A 19,709-nucleotide genomic window follows, 5' to 3' on the forward strand; every position below is an offset into this window, starting at 1 on the left:
ATTTCATGAACGATCTCGACCAACAGCTACGCCCGCTGATTCCAAGGCTGCGCCGCTTTGCCCTGTCCCTGACGCGCCAGCCCAGCAGCGCCGACGATCTGGTGCAGGCCTGCCTGGAACGCGCCCTCGCCGGATGGACCGGGAAACGCCCCGAAGGCGACCTGCGGGCCTGGCTGTTCGAAATCCTCTACCGGCAGTTCCTCGATGCCCACCGGCGTTCCCGACGCTACGCGCGGATGCTGGAGTTCTTCACCGGCCGTGACGACAGCCAGCCCTCGGTGGAGCGCACGGTGATGGCGCAATCGACCCTGGAAGCCTTCGACCGCCTGAATGCCGAACAGCGCGCCCTGCTGCTCTGGGTGTCGGTGGAAGGCTTGAGCTACAAGGAGATCGCCGAGATTCTCCAGGTGCCCACCGGCACCGTGATGTCGCGCCTGTCCCGGGCCCGCCAGGCCCTGCGCCAACTCAGCGACGGCGAAATCAGCAGCCCTTCTCTACGGATACTCAAATGATCAGCCTGCCCCCCAGCGACAGCGACTTGCACGCTTATGTCGATCACCAACTCAGTGAGCAGGACCGCCGGCTGCTGGAGCACTACCTGGCCAGCCACCCGCAGGTCGCGGCCCGGGTCCAGGCCTGGCAGCAGGACGCCCAGCACCTGCGGGCGGCCCTGGGTGGTGCCCTGCTGCAGCCGGCCAACCCGGCGCTGGACCCTGTGCAGATCCGCGCGCGCCTGAAGCAACGTAGCCTGCGCCGCCTGGCCAGTGCCGCGGTGCTCCTGATGGCGGTGGGCGTGGGCGGCCTGAGCGGCTGGCAGGCGCGGGAACTGACCCTGGCCGGCAGCAGCGTGCTGCCCATGACCGACGCCCTGCAGGCCTATCGTCTGTTTGCCGAACAGGGCATGCTCCCCGCCGACTTCAAGGTACAGGGCAATCAGAGCATGCAGGCCTGGCTGGACCGCTACTTCACCCAGGCCAGCCCATTGCCGGATCTGCAGGGGGCCGGGTTCAGGGCCGTCAGCGGGCGCCTGCTGAGCACCGAGCAAGGCCCGGCGGCCATGGTGCTGTACGAGGATCGCGAGGGGCGCAAGGTCAGCTTCTACATCCGCCCGCCAGGGCCGCAGAACAAACTGCTGCCCCCGGGCAGCCGCCGCGAGGGCCCGTTGCAGGCGCAGTACTGGTCCGGCCAGGGCTACAACTACGCCATGGTCGGCCCGGCGGAAATTCCCCTGTAGCCCTCAGAAGCCCACGTCCAGCACCACGTTGTCGATATAGGTGCCGGCCGGCGGGGTGCTCTGGTCGGTGTAGATCCTGGCGTTGTAGTTGAAGATCTGGCTGCCGGTGCCCAGACCGTTGCCGGGGTTCACCTCGGCATCGGTGCTGGAGCGCCGGGCACTGCCGACACTGCCCCAGCGGGTGCTACCGGCACTCTTGAAGATGTCGTAGGCCAGGTAGTTGCTGCCGGAAATCATCTGCCTGCGCCCCCCCGCACTCACCGGGTGCTGGCCGTCGCTCAGGCCCACGGTGTAGGCACTGCCCTTGGTGCAGGCCAGGTTGATGGTCTGCCCGGTCACCGTCGCGAAGGCGCTGATCACCGGCGCGCTACCGAAACTGATGTTCGGCGCAGTGATCACGCAATCGTTGGACACCGTCATGTTCACGGTCAGGCTCTGGGTACCGCTGCCGACATCCCGGCCCAGACAGATCCCCAGGGCGCCGATTCCGGAGCAATAGTTCCAGCTCCAGAGAATGCTCAGGTTCTCGGTATAGACCCCCGCCGCCACGTTGCTGCCGGTGAGGGTACCCAGGTAGATGGGCACCGTCTTGGCCACGGTCGGGCTGCCCAGCAGGCCCAGCAGGTCGATGATGGAATTGCGGGCGAAGTCGAACTGCACCCCACGGGTGATCGGATAGCTGGTGCTGTTGTTGGCGTACAGGGTGTAGCTGATGACGTCGCCGGTAGGTCCCACCATGCCGCTGGTGGTGGAAGTGATGGTGGCGTAGAAATGATCGTTGCTGGCCAGAATGCTCAGCAGCGAGCCGGTACAGCTCAGCCCGGCATTGGTGGTGGAGGCCGGCTGCGAGGTGGTGCGCACCAGGATCGAGCTGACGGTACCGAAGCCTGCCGGCGCGGTCGGGACCGTCGTGCACAGTGCCTGGGCCGTGCACGACAGCACGCTCGCCAGCAGCCCCAGTATTGCCTGTCGCCATCCCTTGCCCGCATTCACACGCCACGCTCCTTGATCCGGTGATACCGCCGTTACTGACAGATCAGCGGGCCGATCAACGGCACCTGCTGCTGTTGCATGTCGATGTCGAACTGCGCCCGGCAGGTCTTGCCGTCGGCCAGTTCCACGTGCAGGGTGTTTTGGGCCGCGAGGTTTTCCAGATAGACCAGCCCATCCCAGCCGACCACCGTCCGCGCCCCGCTCTGCTCATGGGTGACGTTGCTGCCCAGGGGCAGCTCGCGCTGCTGGGCGTCCACCAGCACCACGCTGGCGGCAATGATCCGGGTCAGCGGAAACTCCAGCAGGTAGCCGCTGCCACGCCGCACCGCCACCCGCTGCTCGACATTCGGGCTCTGCACGTTGGCCGGCAGGTTCAGCGGATCGATCTCGTACTTGCCGCGGTAATAGGCGCTGCTCCAGGGCACCAGCAGATGGCCGTTCTTGTCGGTCTGGCCCACCAGCTGGTTTTCATAGCGCACCGGGATGTCCTTGTAGCCGTCGGTACTGACCACCACGAAGGCGTCGTCGATCTGGTTGGCGGCGAACACCTGGCGGTCCATCCACACCAGTGAACCGCTGGCATCGCCCCAGCGGGTCTCGGCATCGCTGGTGCCATAGACCCCGGCCTGCAGGCGCACCGACTGCAGGCGCCAGGTCACATCGGCCTGGCGATAGTCGGCGCCACTGCCGGTGGCGTAGCCAAGGTTGTAGCCAACCCCGCCTTCGATCGGCACCGAGCGGCTGAAGTTGACCCGCTGGCGGTTTTCCCCGGTCTTGCTGCGCTCGTTGCTCAGGCTCAGGCTGCCGTGCAGGTCGAAGGGGACCACCAGTTGTGCCTGCATGGCCCAGTGGCTGTCGCCGATCTCGCGGTTGGCCGACAGGTAGAAGCTGCTGTGCCACAGCGGCTTGCTCCAGGTCAGGTTCAACAGCCGGGTACGGGTCGAGTCGGCGGCGCGCACGTCGAAATAACCGGCGCCCAGGCTGCCGAAGCGCTCCAGGTTGAGGCTCAGGGTCAGTTGCTCGCTACGCTGGCTGAGGCTGGTGTAGGGGCTGTCGACCACCGTCAGGTCGGCGTACTGATCACGCCGCTGCACCCGCTGGTAGGCGACGCTGTAGCGCTGGCTGCTGTACTGATAGCCAAGGCTCAACTGCTGGCCGCCGTCGCCGTCGAAACGGCTCTGGCTGACGGCGGTATTGATCACCCCGAACTGCCCCAGCCGCAGGTTGCCACCGACCCCGCCCAGGGTCAGGGAGTCCGAGGCTTCGGCATGGCCTTCCAGGGTCAGGCTGTCGCTCAGGCCGTAGCGCAGGCTGCCGGAAGTCACCCCCGGGCCATAGCCGAAGTCGCGCAGGGTGTAGTCCCGGCGCAAGGTACCCGCGGCCACCGAGAAGTCCGTCAGGCCCTTTTGCAGCAAGGTGCTGGTGACGTAGAACGGCACCGTGGTGGACACCTGCCGGCCAAGGGCATCGGTGGTGACCACCACCGCTTCGCCGGCGCCGTTGATGAAGGGAATGTTGGTCAGGGTGTAGGGGCCGGGCTGCAGGTCGGTGCTGCTGGATTTGTAGCCGTTGATGAACAGGTCCACCGAGGACGGCACCGCTGCTTCCCCGGCGAACTGCGGCAAGGGATAGGTCACCAGGTCCGGACGCACCGAGAAATCCCGGGACAGTTGCACCCCGCCCAGGCGCACCGAGTTGCTCCAGGGCAAGGCGCCACTGATCAGGTCACCGGCCTCGTAGGTCAGCAGGCGTTCATCGTCGGAAAAACGCCAGGTGGTGTCATAGCGTCGGTAACCGTTGTTCAGGGAGCTGTTCCCAACCCCCGACAGGGTCTGGCGGTACTGCCCGGTGTTGGACAGCGTGCCCCAGGAGTCGAACAGCCGCACCTCGTTCCAGGCCGCCAGGTAGGTGCCGCCGTCATCGGTGTCGTTGAGGTACAGGTCGTAGTTGAGCAACCCGCCGAAGCTGCTCTGGGCCGGGGTCCGTGGGTAGGCCTGGCGGCTGCCGATGAATTGCTCCGGCAACCAGTCGGGCGGCACGTCCAGCAGCAGCCGCTGGCCCTGGCTGTCGTAGTCGCTGTGCAGGCCCGGCAGGCTGTCCAGGTCGACCTCGGCGCCCAGCCCCTCGGGCAGCTTGATCCCGGTTTCACGCAGGGTCTGCGCCGGCAGAAACAGCCGGCCGGAGCGCTGCTCCACCGCCACCACCTTCCCTGTGTTCATCTGATTGATCACCAGTTCCAGAAACAGCTGTGCATCGGCCATCGACTCCAGGCTGCTGGGCGGCGGCGGCAGTTCGCCCGCCGGCACCCCTGCGGCCAGCATCAGGCTACACAGGCCGGTCACCAGCCCTTGCCACCTGCGAAAACGCCGAGCCGGGTCCTGGCTCATTGCGGGCTCAAGTCCATCTATGGACATCTCCATCCCGGGGCGGATGCGCCACCGCGCTCACATCCGTCCGTACCTCTCCCCACCGGCCGTCCGACTGGCGGCCGCGTTGCGCCCGAGGCTCAGTGCGTAGGCGCCAGGTCCTGTACCTGCGGTGCTCCATTGACCCGCAGTTGCAGGGTCGACTCGGCCGCCAGGGTTTCCGGCACCGGCCAGCGCATCACCGCCCCGGGCAACACATAGCCCAACAGCCCAGGCGCCACGGGCCGGGCCTGCCCGCCCTGCTTGAAGGCCACATCGGTCAGGCGGGCGTGCACCGCGCCCTGGTTGCGCAGCTCGAAAAACGTCTTGCCGTCCACTGCCACCTTGCGCCAGCTCAGGTCCGGCACGCCGGCCCCCTTGGGATCGCGTGGACGGGAGGTGTCTTCCTTGCTCCACAGCCCGGCGCCATAGGCGAACAAAGGCACCGAGTAGCGCATCTGGAAGCGGATCGCTGCCGCACTCTTGGCATCCCCTTCCGGGGTGATGGGCTTGGCCGAGGGAATCTCGTCGATGATGATCCGGTACGCCAGCTCCTGCCCCGGTGGCACCTCGCGGGTGCGGGTCAGGCGTACCAGTTGCTTCTGCCCCGGCTCGATCTTCGCCACCGGCGGGCTGCCGATGACATCGCGCTGGTTCTGGTACTGGTCGGCAAAGCCGCTCTGGCTCCAGGCAAACACCCGGATCTGCAGGTTGGCGGTCTCGGTACCGCGGTTCTCCAGCCACAGCGCGCTGGCCTGCTGATCGGCCTCCAGTACCGGGTCGATCGGCCAGATCAGCACCGAACTGGCGGCCTGGACCCTGGGTACAACTGCCAACAGCCCCGCCAGGATCAGATAACCGGTCCCCCGCATGCCCTGCAAAGGTAAATGCATACTGCTACTCCTTGTCCGCCTGCCGGCTGGTTATGAATGCGCCCCATCACCACGACAGCTGCACCTGCAGCACATCGCTGTACGTCCCCCCAGGCTGATTGCCCGGCAACTGCACCTGCCCGTAGATCGGCAGGCTGATGTTATTGGCATCGCTGTAGGCCACGGCCACGCTCTGGCCTATCCCCAGGCTCTGGCTGTAGCCCGCATCGCGAAACAACTGATAGGCCACCCGCGCACTGCCGCTATTGAGCTGCATGTGCCGGCCGCTGCTGTTGTACTGGCCTCCGTCCACCGTCATGTTCAGGGTCACCCCCGGCGTGCACTGCAACTGCACGCCCCCGGTGAGCGCCACTCTGACCGTGCTGGTGGACAGCGCCGACTGGCTGCCGAAGGCCAGGCTGCCGTAGTTGCTGACGCCCCCCACCACCAGGCACCCGGCGGTGATGGTGGCGCTGACCTGGAAGCTCTGGCTGGTGGCCGCAGCGATCCACCCCGGCCAGGCACTCGCGCAGGCCAGGAGCAGCAGCGCACAAGCGTGGCTGGCCATGGCATCAGAAGGTCAGTTGCACGGACACCGTATCGGTGTAGGTGCCGGCCGGTAGCCCCGCCTTGCCCACCGCCTGGCCATAGAGGTTCACGGTTTGCGCCACCCCGGTGCTTGGCGCCAGGTTGATCACGCCGTTGATCGCGACGATCTGCGAATGCCCGGAGTCGGTGTACAGGTCATAGGGCACATAGTTGGCCACCCCGTCGAACAGGGCCCGGGTGCCACCGGTGGACTTGCCGTCATTGGCGCCGCCCTGGATGGTCAGGGTCGGCGTGGTGCCGGTGGAGCAGAGGATCGACAGCGCGCCGCCACCGCCGCCCAGCACCTGGCCGGTGGCCGTGGTGAACAGGCTGTTGGTGGTGCCGAAGTTCAGGGCACCGAAGTTCAGCCCGGTGCTGCCGCCGACGCCGTTGACCTGGCAACTGCTGGTGAGGATCAGGGTCGAGCTGATCTGCCCGGTGACCGTGGTGGCGGCATTGGCCGTTGAAGCCATGACCAGCCCCAACAGAGGCCAGCCGATTCTGGATACAAGCGCGTGCATGATGTGTGTCCTCTCATGGTTTACCAATCCAGCGTGATGGTCAGGGTGTCGGTGTAGAGCCCTGCCGGAACCGCGCGGGTATTCGCGACCACAGAGCCGAACACCGGGATGGGAATCCGTCTGCCGCTGCTCACTGCGAAATTGCGCTGCTGGCCGATGCTGTAGCTGTCGCTACCGGATGCATCGACGAACAATCGATAGGGGATGGTCTGGCGGCCATTGCTCAAGCGCCGGGTCGTGCCGTCGCCGTTGAGGCCGCCATTGATGGTCACGGTGAAGCCGGTGACCGAGGAGTTGCAGGCCACCTGCAGCTGGCCCTCGGCGCTGTTGGTGAGGCTGGCCTTGATCGGCGCGACCCAGGTCGGGCCCTGCTGGCCGAAGTTGAGCATGCCCGGGTCGCCGATCGGGCTGGCAGATGGATCGCCGCCGCTGCTGACCTGGCAGGCAGCGGTAATCACCAGGCGTGCCTGGATCTGCCCGCTGATTGCCGCCTGGGCGTCGTCCGCCAACAGGCACAACGAACCCAGGGCGACAATCGTCCAGGTCCTGCCTTTCATTGCAGCCATCCCAGTTCCATCAGGACTCCCACATGGGCCGTTCACCATGAACCGCCCTCCCTGCTCTGCCCCGTTACTCGTGGCAGCATCCATGCCCCGGCCCTACCAGGTCAGGGTCACTTTCAATACATCGGAATAACCGCCGGCCCGAGGGATCTCGGCCAAAGGTTCGATACGCCCGTACAAGGGCAGGTCCACCGTGCCGGAATCCGGCACCCGGCCACTGACCGGTACATTCACCGGCAGCGGAATCCGCCGGGCCGGGTCCTGGTAGAGGCGATAAGGAATGGGTTTGCCGGCCCGGGTGTTGCTGGCCAGGTAGCGCACCTCGCCGACGCCACCGTGCAGGCCGCCGTCGATGCGCATCTGATAGGGGGTATCGGGGTTGCATTCCAGGCGCGGCTGGCGGCTGCCCGGCAGTGCCGCCGACAAGGGCCCGGCCGGATCGTCCAGGCGCGCGGTGCTGCCGAAGTCCAGGGTACCGAGCTGTTCGATCCCCGCTTCGCGCTGCTGGCCGACCAACTGGCAGCCACGCAGCACGTCGACCCGGACCTGCACCTGCAAGTCCGCGGCCCCTGCTGTCGCGCTGAGCAATGCGCTCATCACTGCCACACCCTTATATCCATTCAAGGCCTCAATCCTTATGAGGAGCATTCGCTGAAGTCAGGTTAGCAACCCGCGGGGAAACCGCCAGTTAGCGTATTAATTGCTCACGGCATGAGCGCTGCGCCGGCACGGCTGCAGCCATGCCTTTTCGAGATGACTGGCCGGGGCATTTTCTATTGGTTAAATTGGCGCGCCGCTCTTAAGGTGAGCGGCCTGGAACCATCGGGGTAATCAACATTGGCCGCTTTACCGCCAAAACCTGCACAGACTCGATCTCCCTGGCGTCGCCTGTTCGCCAGGCCTGCCCGTCGCCCGAGCGCCGCTGGCGCGCTGATCCATGACTACTTTCGCCATAAGGCCCTGGACCTGGGCTACACCCTGAGCCATGGCCAGTTGCAGGTGATCGAGCGCATGGGGCAACTGGCCGACGCCCTGGAGCAGGCCACCCCGCAGGCGCCGAGCCTGTACCTGTATGGCGCCGTGGGGCGGGGCAAGAGCTGGCTGCTGGACGGCTTCTTCCGCGCCCTGCCCATCGACGAGAAACAGCGCCTGCATTTCCATGACTTCTTCGCCCAACTGCACCAGGGCATGTTTCGCCACCAACAGCAGGCCGATGCCCTGGAAACCACCCTGGATGAGCTGCTCCGCCAGTGCCGGGTACTGTGTTTCGATGAGTTCCATGTCCACGACATCGGCGACGCCATGCTCATCACCCGGCTGTTCAAGGCCCTGTTCAAGCGCGGCATCGTGCTGCTGGTGACCTCCAACTACGCCCCCGAAGGCCTGCTGCCCAACCCGCTGTACCATGCCCGCTTCAAACCGGTGATCGAACTGATCAACGCGCGCATGCAGGTCATGGAAGTCGGCGGTGCCGAGGATTACCGGACCCACGCGCAAACCCACGAACAACAGGCCTTTACCCGGGGGCAGTATCTCTGGCCCGGCACCGCGGCCCAGCGCCAGGCGCTCAAGCTGCCCGAACGCCATGCCCCGGCAACGCTTCTGCAGGTCGGCAGCCGCCAGCTGACCACCCGCCAGCGCCAGCAGCGCAGCATCCGCTTCGAATTCAACGACCTGTGCCAGCAGCCCACGGCAGTCATGGACTACCTGGAACTGAGCCGCCAGTTCGACACCTGGATCATCGATGAACTGCCGCCACTGGCTGAGTGCTCGATCGCCGCCCAGCAGCGCTTCATCAATCTGATCGACGTGCTCTACGACCAGGACAAGCGCCTGCTGCTGATCGGCCAGCGCCCGCTGGCCGAAAGCCTGGGCGGCCACGCCATCGACCTGGCCCGCACCCGCAGCCGCCTCGGGCAATTGCAGGAAATCGGCCCCGAGCACCCGCTTGAGCAGGTAGCCACATGAGTTCGATCAGCTTTTGCGAGCTGGTGTGCCTGCACCTGCAAGATTCAACCCTCCAGCACTCCCGGCTATTTGGCCTGGAGAGTTTCTCTGCAGCCGAACTGGCGGCCAAAGGCTATGAGCGGGTCGGCGAGCCCCAGGACTTTCACCAGTATGAAAAACGCTGCACGACGCGCTACCACCAGCGAACCCTGGAGGTGCTGTTCAAGTGCTACTTCCTTGACCGGCAACGGGTCGGCAGTGGCTTCAACCTGGCCCCTGGGGCCCGCCTGACGTCGGTGCTCAAGTACAGGAAACGCCTTGCGGCCCAGCAAAACCTGCCCCCTTCGCAGTTGGCTTTCCATTTCTCGGACGACAAGCAGGAAGGCGCGGTGATTCTGGATGACCGGCACGTCATGCGTTTCAACCAATGGAGCCGCCAGGGCGCCTACCTGCTTGCAACCCTGGAGAGCGACTTCGACCTGGAAAGCCCGCTGGGCAGAGCCGCCACCGGATCGGTAAAAAATACCCTGGAGCACCACAGCCTGGAGTCGATGCTGGCTGAAGCCGGGAACTCCAGGCACCCCGCGGCATTTCGCCGGCTGGCTGGAGCACTGCAAGATGCAAGCATTTGACCGCCAAGAGATTTACCGACTGGCAGAGGCACTCTTGCGCGCCATTGAACATGCCCAGCCAACAGCATTGGCGGCAGTTGGCGTGAGCCCGGCCATTTATGCAGAAATCCTCGAAGAGCTGGACAGCTCGGGAGAACAGGCCAGGGACCTGGCCCTTGCGCCTTATGATCGGGCATTCCAACCGGACCGCAGCGGCCGGGTCGCCCTGGACCTTTACCCGCTGGGCACCGAGCCATCGACCATGAGAGTGGCCTGCCAGCTGTGGTCCAAAGGCCGCAAGACCGACCTGACCCTGATTGCCGACTACGTTCAAGGAGCGGGCGCGTTGGCCTTCAGGCTGCTGGAAACCCAATAGCCCCCATCCCATGGCCGCTCAGGCAGCAAAAACCGTCGAACTGCTTTATTCTGCCCGTCTTTTTCTTCTTTCGAGTGTTGACGCTGTTCATGGATACCCTTGCCCAACTGCGGGCTGGCCAACTGGCCGGCATCAAGCGCCTGGACCTGTCCTGCGGGCTGACCGAGTTCCCCCGGGAAATCTTCGATCTGGCCGACTCCCTGGAGATCCTCAACCTCAGTGGCAACGCCCTGAGCAGCCTGCCCGAGGACCTGCACCGGCTCACTCGCCTGCGCATCCTGTTCTGCTCGGACAACCGGTTCAGTGAAGTACCGGCCTGCCTCGGCCAATGCCTGCAACTGAGCATGATCGGCTTCAAGGCCAACCGCATCGAGCGGGTGCCGGCCGCCGCCCTGCCACCGCAACTGCGCTGGCTGATCCTCACCGATAACCGCATCGCTGAGCTGCCGGAAGAACTGGGCCAGCGCCCACTGCTGCAAAAACTCATGCTCGCCGGCAACCGCCTGACCCGCCTGCCCGAAAGCCTGGGCCAGTGCCACCGCCTGGAACTGCTGCGGATTGCCGCCAACCGCCTGACCGAGCTGCCGCCCTTCCTCCTCGCCCTGCCGCGCCTGACCTGGCTGGCCTATGCCGGCAACCCGCTGGAGTCGGAAGCCGATGCCACGGCCCTGGAATCCACTCCGACCATCCCCTGGAGCGAACTGACCCTGGAACAGCGCCTGGGCGAAGGCGCCTCGGGGGTGATTCACCAGGCGCAATGGCAGCCCGCCGGGCAACCGCCGCGGGCGGTGGCGGTCAAGCTGTACAAGGGCGAGATGACCAGCGACGGCTCGCCGCTGCACGAAATGAACGCCTGTATCAGCGCCGGGCTGCACCCGAACCTGATCCGCGTCGAAGGACGCATCCTCGACCACCCCCAGGGCCAGAACGGCCTGGTGATGCAGTTGATCGACAAAAGTTTTGCCAACCTTGCAGCGCTGCCCAGCCTGGACTCCTGCTCCCGGGACATCTACCCGGACGACACCCGCTTCAACGCCGACGTAACCCTGGGCATCGCCCGGGGCATTGCCTCGGTGGGCGCGCACCTGCACGCCCAGGGCATCACCCATGGCGACCTCTATGGCCACAACACCTTGTGGAACGCCCAGGGCGACTGCCTGCTGGGGGATTTTGGCGCAGCGTCCTTCCATGCCCAGGACGACACCGTGCAAAGCCGGGCGCTGCAACGCCTGGAAGTGCGGGCCTTCGGCATCTTGCTGGAGGAATTGCTGGAGCGCGGGGATGGCTCGCTGAGCCTGGGGCAACAGCAGAAACTGGCGGCGCTGGTGCAGCGCTGCTGCCAGCCGGAGGTACTGGCGCGACCGGGCTTTACCCAGGTCTGCGAGGAATTGGCGGGGCTTTAAAACAGCTTCGCCGGCCAGCCGGCTCCTACAGAGGTATGCAGAAGCCGGCTGGCCGGCGAATCGCCTTAGCCTGCCAGGCCGACGAACATGTCCTGCACGTCGTCATGGTTGTCCAGGCCTTCGAGGAACGCCTCGACTTCAGCCATCTGCTCATCGCTCAGGCCGCTGACCGGGTTCTTCGGCTGGTAGCCAAGCTTGGCCGAAAGCACGGTGAATCCTTGCTCGGGCAGGGCTTTCTGTACCGCATCCAGGTCCGCAGGCTCGGTCAGGAACAGGGTCGCGCCCTCTTCGCCCGGCTCGAAGTCCTGGGCTCCAGCCTCGATGGCGGCCAGTTCCGGATCGGCGTCCGGGCTGTCCGGCGAGGCCTCGATCATGCCCACGTGGTTGAAATCCCAGGACACCGAACCCGAAGCGCCCAGTTGGCCTTTGCGGAACGCCACGCGGATTTCCGCCACGGTACGGTTGATGTTGTCGGTCACGCATTCAACGATCAGGGGTACCTGGTGCGGGGCAAAACCTTCGTAGGTCACGCGGTGGTACTGCACGGTCTCGCCCAGCTGGCCCGAGCCTTTCTTGATGGCACGCTCCAGGGTCTCGCGGGGCATCGAAGCCTTTTTCGCCTGTTCCACCACCAGCCGCAGGTGGGCGTTGGTGGCGGTGTCGGCGCCGTTACGTGCGGCGATGGTGATCTCTTTGACCAGCTTGCCGAAAATCTTGCCCTTGGCATTGGCTGCCGCTTCTTTGTGTTTAACCTTCCACTGTGCGCCCATTACTCACTCTCTTGATCTATGGCGTCGAGTTGGATTTGGCCGACGCGATGGGCAAGTTTATACGTCCTCAAGGCCCTGATCGACCAAAAAGTCAGTGGCTGGCAGGCTTCAGCCCTTGTCGGCCTTGCCGGCCGCCGCAGCGAAACGCGCCAGGCGCACATCCAGGTGCCGCGGCCGGCGCCCGTGGTCCTCGGCCCGTTCCTTGCGGCGGATGGCGTTGCGCACCACCAGCGAACCCAGGTAGCGGATCGGCTCCGGCGGGAAGTAGCCCAGGGGGCCATTGACCAGCGGCGAGCGAGTCCAGGGGTTGTCCAGCCCCTGCACCAGGGAGGCGAGGATCTGCCCGCCCATATGGCAGGGGCCGACGCCGCTGCCGGAATACCCGAAACCGTAGAACACATTGCCCGCGCGGCTCATCTGGCCGAAGAACGGCAAGCCGGTCACCGAGCGATCCGACGGGCCATTCCAGGTGGCCGCCACCGGCACGTCGGCAAAGGCCGGGAAGAACTGCCCCAGGCTGCGCTTGAGCAAGCCGGCGTAGGGCGACGGCTGGTCGAACACCGGCAGCATCCGCCCGCCATAGGCGAAGGTGTTGCCGCCCTTGCCGAGCATGATCCGACCGTCCGGGGTGTTGTGGTAGTAGTGCACGAAGATCCGCGAATCCAGCACCGTCACGCCGCTGGTCAGGCCGATCTGCTGCAGCAGTTGGGGCCGCGGCTCGGTGATCAGCATGTCGCTGGAAACAATCGCCACGCTGCGCTCGAATTGCGGGAAGGCTCGGGCCATCCAGGCATTCATCGCCAGTACCACGCGCTCGGCGCGGATCTGCCCCATGGGTGTGCGCAACAGCGCCGGGCGCCCCTCCTCCAGCCCGGTCATGGCGGTGTTCTCATGAATCCTCACGCCCAGTTGCAGGGCCACCCGGCGCAGCCCGCGCACCAGCAGGCCCGGCTGTACGCTGGCCGCCGCCGGCGAATACCAGCCCTCCAGATGCTGGCTGGAACCGGCCATGCGCTGCACGTCGGCCAGGGGTCGCTTGTCGAAGGAGTTGATGCCGCGGCGCTCCAGCGCAGCGATCACGCCATCGGTGGAGCCGACCTGGGCCGGGTTGGTGGCCGTGTACAAAGTGCCGTCGAGGCGGTACTGGGCATCCACCCCGTAACGCTCGCAGAAGGCGCCGATGGCATAGATGCTCTGCTCGGATTCCTTGACCAGGCGCACGGCCTCCTCGACACCGAACAGCCGCTCCAGGGTGAAGTACTTGGCCGACCAGGACAGCGCGCAGCCGCCGTTGCGCCCACTGGCACCGGCGCCGCAGATATCCGCCTCGATCAGCAGCACGTCCAGCCCGGGGTTCTGCTCCTTGAGCATGATGGCGGTCCACAGCCCGGTGTAGCCGCCGCCGACAATCGCCACCTGGCAGGTGGTATCGCCCGACAGTGGCGGGCACGCCGGTGAGGGTTGCTGTTGCAGGGCCTGTTCCAGCCAGAAAGGTCGCATGGTGAGTCTCCAGGTAAAAAACGGCGAGTGGGTTCGCTGGCAAGCCTGCTCCTACAAACCTTCGTAGGAGCCGGTTTGCCGGCGAAGAGGCCCGAAAGTCAGGTACGCAGCGGTTTGATCAGCAAAGGTCCATTGGGAACGAGTGCGCGCACCGGCTCGAGCCCTTGGGGCCGGCTGTTCCAGTACGGCACCAGCACCAGGGCCGAGACCAGGGCGCAGGCGGCAAACACGATGAACACCGTGACCGTGTCGAAGTAACCCGGCAGCAGGCCACCCAGCACCGCGCCCACCGAGCCGCAGCCATTGACGAAACCGGCCGCGGTGGCCCCGGCCTTGGCCGAGCCGAAGTCGATGGCTGCAGCGCCACAGATCATCGAGTCCGGCCCGTACAGGGTCAGGCCCATGAAAAACAGCAGGGCCATCACCAGCACGACGCTGCCGGTATGCAGAGCGCCCATGAACAGCGCCAGGGACAGGGTCAGCGCCAGCAGGCTGATGACACAGGCCGGCATGCGCCGGGCGCCGAACAGCTTGTCCGAGGCCAGGCCGATCATCACCGGCCCCAGCAGCCCGGCCAGCTCGAAGCTGGTGGGCACGATCGCCGCCCCCACCTTGCCCACCGAGGGCATCTGTTCGTAGACGATCACCGGCCCCCACAGCAGGATCGCGTAACGCGCCGGCTTGAGCAGGAAGTACGACAGCCCGAGGATCAGCACCGTGCGGTTGCGCAGGATCTCGCGCAGCGGTTCCCAGACGCTCATGCGCCGTTCGGCGGCGTCTTCTTCGGCGCTCTGCGGGGGCAATGGCTCCACGGCCGGCAGGCCCACGTCCTCCGGGGTATTGCGCTGGAAGATGAAGAACAGCACCGCGGTCAGGCCCACCACCACCGCACTGGAAATGAACGCCGCGTGCCAGGTGCCGATCAGCGTATAGGCCCACCAGCCGGCAAAGGGCGAGGCCACCAGGCCGCCGAAGGCGTAGCAGGAACTCCACAGCCCCAGCACCCTGCCGCGCTGCCCGGCGGGAAAGAAACTGCCGATGTTCTTGCATAGCCCCGACCAGCCCGTGGACTGCGCCAGCCCCTGGACCAGCATGCAGGTGGCGAACACCGGCAAGGTGGCGAAGCTGCCCATCACCAGCGCCGCAGCGGCGGAAATCAGCAAGCCGCCCAGCACCACCACCCGCGGGCCGAAGCGGTCGGCGAAGATGCCCCAGGTGAACTGCCCCACGGCGTAGGCCGCCAGGTAGATGGCGTCGAGGTTGGCCATGGCCATCTTGTCGAGGGTGAAGTCGGGATCGTCGGCGATCCCGAGCTTGGCGACGGAAAAGGCTTTGCGGGTGAAGTAGAACGCCGCGTAGGCGATCCAGGTGATGGCGAAAATCTGCACGCGCCAACGTTTGATGGTGCCGATCTGCTTGTTCATTGTGGTTCTGACCTCAGGGTGAGTGTGCCGGCAGGATGCGAAGCAAACGCCTGTGTTTTTTATTCTTGAGCACTGCAGCAGGGCCCTCGCGGCGGGCGCTGCTGGTCAGATGAGTCCTGTTGCCGGCCCGTTTCGGGGACCGAAGCTGCACGCACAGGCCTCAGGGCCCGGTGCCGGTCGACCGACCGGTCACTGGGCTTGCAGGGATGGAAGCAATTACTGACTAATAAATGAAATCGATTTATCGTATTTCAAATATAAGCTCAGCTTGTAAGAGGTTTGGCCCATGTCGGTTTCCCACGCCCAATTGAAAGCCTTCCACGCCGTGGCGGTGCACGGCAGCTTCACCCGGGCGGCCGAACGCCTGTACCTGACGCAGCCGGCGATTTCCGACCAGGTGCGCAAGCTCGAAGAGCGCTTCGGGGTGCTGTTGTTTCATCGCAACAAGCGCTCGGTGCGCCTGACCGACCTGGGCGAGCGCCTGCTAGCCATCACCCAGCGCCTGTTCGTGGTGGAAGCCGAAGCCAAGGAGCTGCTGCAGGAGTCCCGGGCCTTGCAGACCGGCAGCCTGGTACTGGCGGTGGATGCCCCGGTGCATGTGCTGCCGCAGATCGCCCGGTTCTGCGAGCTGTACCCCGGGATCAATGTGAAGATCGAAACCGGCAACACCGATGAATCGCTGCTGCGCCTGTTCAATTACCAGGCCGACCTGGCTCTGCTGGGGCGGGCCGTGGACGACGAGCGCCTGCTGTCTCTGACCCTGCGCAACGACCCGATGGTGGCGTTCGTCTCCCGTCACCACCCCTGGGCCGGCCGCCAGTCCATCTGCCTCGCCGACCTGGACGACACGCCCCTGGTGCTGCGGGAGGTCGGCTCGGTAACCCGCCAGACCCTGGAAGAGGAAATGAACCGCGCCGGCCTGCGCATCCGCCCGACCATCCAGGTGGAAGGTCGCGAAGCCGCGCGCGAAGCAGTGGTGGTGGGCATTGGCGTGGGGGTGGTCTCGGCGGCGGAGTTCGGCGCCGACGCCCGGGTCTGCGCCCTGCCGATCGTCGACTGCCAGCGGCGCCTGACCGAAACCCTGGTGTGCCTGCGCGAACAGAGTTCACGACGGATCGTCGCCACCTTCCTCGACTTGGTACGCGAAAGCCTGGCCTCCCCCACCGCCCTGTAGGAACCGGCTTGCCGGCGAAGGTGATCTACAGGCACCACTACCGTAGGAGCCGGCTTGCCGGCGAAAGCGATCCCCCAGACACCGCTACCGCAGGAGCCTGGCTTGCCGGCGAAGGCGATCTTTCGGGCCTCTTCGCCGGCAAGCCAGCTCCTACAAGAGTGGAGGTGGGCTCAGGCTGGAGCCAGGGCGAAAAACGCCTGGATCAGGCGCAGGTCCCGGCGCCGCTCCACGCAGCCGATCATGTGCCGGTTGACCAGCCCCGCACCGCGGATCGGCACCGTGCGCACCCGCGGGTCGTGGCCAACCTCCACCGAACTGACAATGCCCACCCCCAGGTGCGCCGCCACCGCCTCGGTCACCGCTTCGCGGCTGTCCAACTCCAGCAGCACCCGGGGCTGGACCTGGGCCAGCCCACAGGCCTCATCGAACGTCCGGCGGGTGATCGAACCCGGTTCGCGCAGCACCATGATCACCTGGTCCAACTGCTCGATGGCGACGCCCTCGGCCAGTTCCAGCCAAGGGTGCCCATCGGGCACCAGCGCACAGATCCGCGACTCGCCCAGGCTTTGCAGGTGCAGGCCCTTGCGCGGCTCGACCTCGGTCAGCACCGCCACGTCGGCATGCTCGGACAACAGCGCCGCCAGGGTTTCCTGGGCATTGCCCAGGCGCAGGTTGACCGTCACCCCCGGGTAGCGCGCCCGCAGGCTGGCCAGCATCGGCATGACCAGATGGGGGCCGTCCGCTGCCACTTCCAGGCGCCCGGTGAGCAATTGCCGGTTGGCCTCGAGCATGGCCTGGGCCTCTTCCGCCAGGCCGAACATGGCCCGGGTAATGGCCGCCAGCTTGATGCCCTCTTCGGTCAGTTCCACCCGGCGCGCAGTGCGCCGCAGCAAGGTGATCTGGTAATGCTCTTCCAGGGCCTTGATATGCCCGGTGACCGCCGGCTGGCTGATGAACAGCCGCCCGGCGGCCCGGGTAAAGCTGCCTTCCCGGGCCACGGCGTCGAATGCGCGGAGTTGAAACAGGTTCATAGCTATCGGCCTCACTGATGGCTGGCATAACAACAAACAATTTGATTGATGACAAGGCAAACTGCAATTTAGTCCCCGTAGCGTCATCCCCACCTTTTCGAGGACACAGCATGAGCATCGCCGAGCCAATCCTGCTTACCCCCGGCCCCCTGACCACCTCCGCCCGCACCCGCCAGGCAATGCTGGTGGACTGGGGTTCGTGGGATGACCGCTTCAACCAGCTGACCGCCAGCCTGTGCCAACAGCTGCTGGCCATCATCCAGGGCGCCGACAGCCATCACTGCGTGCCCCTGCAAGGCAGTGGCACCTTCGCCGTGGAAGCGGCCATCGGCACCCTGGTGCCCCGCGACGGCAAGGTCCTGGTGCTGATCAACGGTGCCTACGGCAAGCGCCTGGCGAAGATCTGCGAAGTGCTCGGCCGGGATTTCAGCACCTTCGAAACCGCCGAGGACCAGCCCACCACGGCCGCGGATGTCGAGCGCCTGCTCCAGGCCGACAGCAGCATCAGCCACGTGGCGCTGATCCACTGCGAAACCAGCACCGGCATCCTCAACCCGCTGCCGGAAATCGCCCAGGTGGTGGCCAGCCATGGCAAGCGCCTGATCATCGACGCCATGAGTTCCTTCGGCGCCCTGCCCATCGATGCCCGGGAGATCCCCTTCGATGCGCTGATCGCCGCCTCCGGCAAATGCCTGGAAGGCGTGCCCGGCATGGGCTTTGTCTTCGCTGCCAAGGCCTCCCTGGCCCAGGCCGGCGGCAATGCCCATTCCCTGGCCATGGACCTGCACGACCAGCACAGCTACATGGCCAAGACCGGCCAGTGGCGCTTCACCCCGCCGACCCACGTGGTCGCCGCGCTGCACGAAGCCCTGCTGCAATACGCCGAGGAAGGTGGCCTGCCGGCGCGCCACGCCCGCTACGCCGACAACTGCCAGACACTGCTCGACGGCATGGGCGAGCTGGGCCTGCGCAGTTTTCTGCCGGAAGCGATCCAGGCACCGATCATCGTCACCTTCCACGCCCCGAAAGATCCCCGCTACCAGTTCAAGGATTTCTACGAGCGGGTCAAGGCCAAGGGTTTCATCCTCTACCCGGGCAAGCTGACCCAGGTCGAAACCTTCCGCGTGGGCTGCATCGGCCATGTCGACCGCCGCGGCATGCAGGCTGCCGTCGCCGCCATCGCCGAAGTGCTGCGGGAGATGGAAGTCCTCGACATCTGACTCCCCACCGAGCCTGTAGGAGCGAGCTTGCTCGCGAATCAGGCGACGCGATACCGAACCTTTTTTCGCGAGCAAGCTCGCTCCTACACAGGCATCGAAACCATGAACTACAGCAACCCTTCTCAGCTGCAAGCGGCGATCCTCGACTGGGCCGGCACCGTGGTCGACTTCGGCTCCTTTGCCCCGACCCAGATCTTTGTCGAAGCCTTCGCCGAATTCGATGTGCAGGTGTCCATCGAAGAAGCCCGCGGCCCCATGGGCATGGGCAAGTGGGACCACATCCGCACCTTGTGCGACCTGCCGGAGGTGGCCGAGCGCTATCGCAAGGTCTTCGGCCGCACCCCGACTGACGTCGATGTGACCGCTATCTACGAACGCTTCATGCCGTTGCAGATCGAGAAGATCGCCGAGCACTCGGCGCTGATCCCCGGCGCCCTGGAGGTGATCGCCAAGCTGCGTGGACAGGGGATCAAGATCGGCTCCTGCTCCGGCTACCCCAAGCAGGTGATGGACAAGGTGGTAGCCCTGGCCGCCACCAACGGCTACACCGCCGACCACGTGGTGGCCACCGACGAAGTGCCCAACGGCCGCCCATGGCCAGCCCAGGCCCTGGCCAACGTGATCGCCCTGGGCATCGACGACGTGGCCGCCTGCGTGAAGATCGACGACACCGTACCGGGCATTCTCGAAGGCCGCCGCGCCGGCATGTGGACCGTGGCGCTGACCTGCTCGGGCAATGCCCTGGGCCTGACCTACGAAGGCTACCGGGCCCTGGCCAGCGACACCCTGGCCAGCGAGCGCAAGCGCATCCACAAGCTGTTCGAGGCTTCGCGCCCGCACTACCTGATCGACACCATCGCCGACCTGCCCCAGGTGATCGCCGACATCAACCAGCGCCTGGCCCGGGGGGAAATGCCCCAGGGCAACTGATTCAGGCACGGGGCAATATTAAAAAACGGCGGTGCCTTCGGGGCCGCCGTTTTTTTATACCCGCCCACCGCCCCGACGCTGCACAGGGGGCGATAAAAGCCGCTACAGCTCCAGGCAGACCGGCATAAAGCGGATTACAGTTAAAGC

The 19,709-nt window shown here is 65.7% G+C and carries 20 protein-coding genes; 9 read left to right on the top strand and 11 right to left on the bottom strand.

Translation table 11 applies throughout. The features are described from left to right. Window positions 1-5 precede the first annotated feature (5 nt). Entirely contained in the window at window positions 6-512 is a 507-nt protein-coding gene (locus ACUXVH_RS14075) for an RNA polymerase sigma factor (RefSeq protein WP_065363222.1), read from the top strand. Then, window positions 509-1,234 (top strand): anti-sigma factor family protein, encoded by a 726-nt coding sequence (locus tag ACUXVH_RS14080; RefSeq protein WP_065363221.1) that lies wholly within the window; start codon window positions 509-511, stop codon window positions 1,232-1,234. Before ACUXVH_RS14075 ends, ACUXVH_RS14080 begins: the two co-directional genes overlap by 4 nt. A gap of 3 nt (window positions 1,235-1,237) precedes the next feature. On the opposite strand, the gene ACUXVH_RS14085 is transcribed toward ACUXVH_RS14080, so the two are convergent. The 7 genes from ACUXVH_RS14085 to ACUXVH_RS14115 all read right to left on the bottom strand — a co-directional run bounded on the left by ACUXVH_RS14085 (window position 1,238) and on the right by ACUXVH_RS14115 (window position 7,773). Continuing rightward, window positions 1,238-2,227 (bottom strand): Csu type fimbrial protein, encoded by a 990-nt coding sequence (locus ACUXVH_RS14085; RefSeq protein ID WP_011062236.1) that lies wholly within the window; start codon window positions 2,225-2,227, stop codon window positions 1,238-1,240. 32 nt (window positions 2,228-2,259) lie between these two features. Then, window positions 2,260-4,614 (bottom strand): fimbria/pilus outer membrane usher protein, encoded by a 2,355-nt coding sequence (locus ACUXVH_RS14090; protein WP_065363220.1) that lies wholly within the window; start codon window positions 4,612-4,614, stop codon window positions 2,260-2,262. A gap of 119 nt (window positions 4,615-4,733) precedes the next feature. Further along, window positions 4,734-5,525 carry a fimbrial biogenesis chaperone gene (locus tag ACUXVH_RS14095; protein WP_015636325.1) on the bottom strand — a complete coding sequence of 264 codons (792 nt, stop codon included), beginning with the start codon at window positions 5,523-5,525 and terminating at the stop codon, window positions 4,734-4,736. A gap of 46 nt (window positions 5,526-5,571) precedes the next feature. Beyond that, a complete protein-coding gene (locus ACUXVH_RS14100; RefSeq protein WP_015636326.1) occupies window positions 5,572-6,072 on the bottom strand; it encodes a Csu type fimbrial protein in 501 nt (166 codons plus the stop codon). Between the two features lie 4 nt (window positions 6,073-6,076). Next, window positions 6,077-6,613, bottom strand: coding sequence for a Csu type fimbrial protein (locus tag ACUXVH_RS14105; RefSeq protein ID WP_015636327.1), 537 nt, complete (start codon window positions 6,611-6,613; stop codon window positions 6,077-6,079). Window positions 6,614-6,633: 20 nt separating this feature from the next. Next, window positions 6,634-7,170, bottom strand: a complete 537-nt coding sequence (locus ACUXVH_RS14110) for a Csu type fimbrial protein (protein WP_011062241.1) — start codon at window positions 7,168-7,170, stop codon at window positions 6,634-6,636. 102 nt (window positions 7,171-7,272) lie between these two features. Next, window positions 7,273-7,773, bottom strand: a complete 501-nt coding sequence (locus ACUXVH_RS14115; RefSeq protein ID WP_015636329.1) for a Csu type fimbrial protein — start codon at window positions 7,771-7,773, stop codon at window positions 7,273-7,275. Window positions 7,774-8,013: 240 nt separating this feature from the next. On the opposite strand from ACUXVH_RS14115, the gene zapE reads away from it, so the two are divergent. The 4 genes from zapE to ACUXVH_RS14135 all read left to right on the top strand — a co-directional run bounded on the left by zapE (window position 8,014) and on the right by ACUXVH_RS14135 (window position 11,513). Then, window positions 8,014-9,144 carry a cell division protein ZapE gene (zapE, locus tag ACUXVH_RS14120; RefSeq protein ID WP_065363219.1) on the top strand — a complete coding sequence of 377 codons (1,131 nt, stop codon included), beginning with the start codon at window positions 8,014-8,016 and terminating at the stop codon, window positions 9,142-9,144. After that, window positions 9,141-9,755: a hypothetical protein gene (locus tag ACUXVH_RS14125; RefSeq protein ID WP_065363218.1), complete on the top strand. Its 615-nt coding sequence runs from the start codon at window positions 9,141-9,143 to the stop codon at window positions 9,753-9,755. Before zapE ends, ACUXVH_RS14125 begins: the two co-directional genes overlap by 4 nt. Continuing rightward, window positions 9,742-10,110: a hypothetical protein gene (locus tag ACUXVH_RS14130; RefSeq protein ID WP_011062245.1), complete on the top strand. Its 369-nt coding sequence runs from the start codon at window positions 9,742-9,744 to the stop codon at window positions 10,108-10,110. The genes ACUXVH_RS14125 and ACUXVH_RS14130 overlap by 14 nt, the downstream gene beginning before the upstream one ends. 89 nt (window positions 10,111-10,199) lie before the next feature. Next, a complete protein-coding gene (locus ACUXVH_RS14135; protein ID WP_065363217.1) occupies window positions 10,200-11,513 on the top strand; it encodes a leucine-rich repeat-containing protein kinase family protein in 1,314 nt (437 codons plus the stop codon). A gap of 65 nt (window positions 11,514-11,578) precedes the next feature. On the opposite strand, the gene ACUXVH_RS14140 is transcribed toward ACUXVH_RS14135, so the two are convergent. The 3 genes from ACUXVH_RS14140 to ACUXVH_RS14150 form a co-directional block, all read right to left on the bottom strand. Further along, window positions 11,579-12,283 (bottom strand): YebC/PmpR family DNA-binding transcriptional regulator, encoded by a 705-nt coding sequence (locus ACUXVH_RS14140; protein ID WP_011062247.1) that lies wholly within the window; start codon window positions 12,281-12,283, stop codon window positions 11,579-11,581. Window positions 12,284-12,391: 108 nt separating this feature from the next. Next, a complete protein-coding gene (locus tag ACUXVH_RS14145; RefSeq protein ID WP_047337316.1) occupies window positions 12,392-13,783 on the bottom strand; it encodes an FAD-dependent oxidoreductase in 1,392 nt (463 codons plus the stop codon). Between the two features lie 98 nt (window positions 13,784-13,881). After that, window positions 13,882-15,207, bottom strand: coding sequence for an MFS transporter (locus ACUXVH_RS14150; RefSeq protein ID WP_019095130.1), 1,326 nt, complete (start codon window positions 15,205-15,207; stop codon window positions 13,882-13,884). A 286-nt stretch (window positions 15,208-15,493) separates the two neighbouring features. Between ACUXVH_RS14150 and ACUXVH_RS14155 the strand changes: the two genes are divergently transcribed. Beyond that, on the top strand, window positions 15,494-16,381 hold the full coding sequence (locus tag ACUXVH_RS14155; RefSeq protein ID WP_011062250.1) for a LysR substrate-binding domain-containing protein: 888 nt from the start codon (window positions 15,494-15,496) through the stop codon (window positions 16,379-16,381). 170 nt (window positions 16,382-16,551) lie between these two features. On the opposite strand, the gene ACUXVH_RS14160 is transcribed toward ACUXVH_RS14155, so the two are convergent. Then, entirely contained in the window at window positions 16,552-17,412 is an 861-nt protein-coding gene (locus ACUXVH_RS14160; RefSeq protein ID WP_011062251.1) for a LysR substrate-binding domain-containing protein, read from the bottom strand. Between the two features lie 110 nt (window positions 17,413-17,522). Here ACUXVH_RS14160 and ACUXVH_RS14165 point away from each other — a divergent pair, with 110 nt between their 5' ends. Then, on the top strand, window positions 17,523-18,632 hold the full coding sequence (locus ACUXVH_RS14165; protein ID WP_041119121.1) for a 2-aminoethylphosphonate--pyruvate transaminase: 1,110 nt from the start codon (window positions 17,523-17,525) through the stop codon (window positions 18,630-18,632). A 102-nt stretch (window positions 18,633-18,734) separates the two neighbouring features. Then, a complete protein-coding gene (phnX, locus tag ACUXVH_RS14170) occupies window positions 18,735-19,562 on the top strand; it encodes a phosphonoacetaldehyde hydrolase (RefSeq protein WP_065363216.1) in 828 nt (275 codons plus the stop codon). Window positions 19,563-19,709: the final 147 nt, after the last annotated feature.

It is taken from the genome of Pseudomonas sp. 8(2025), assembly GCF_052665325.1.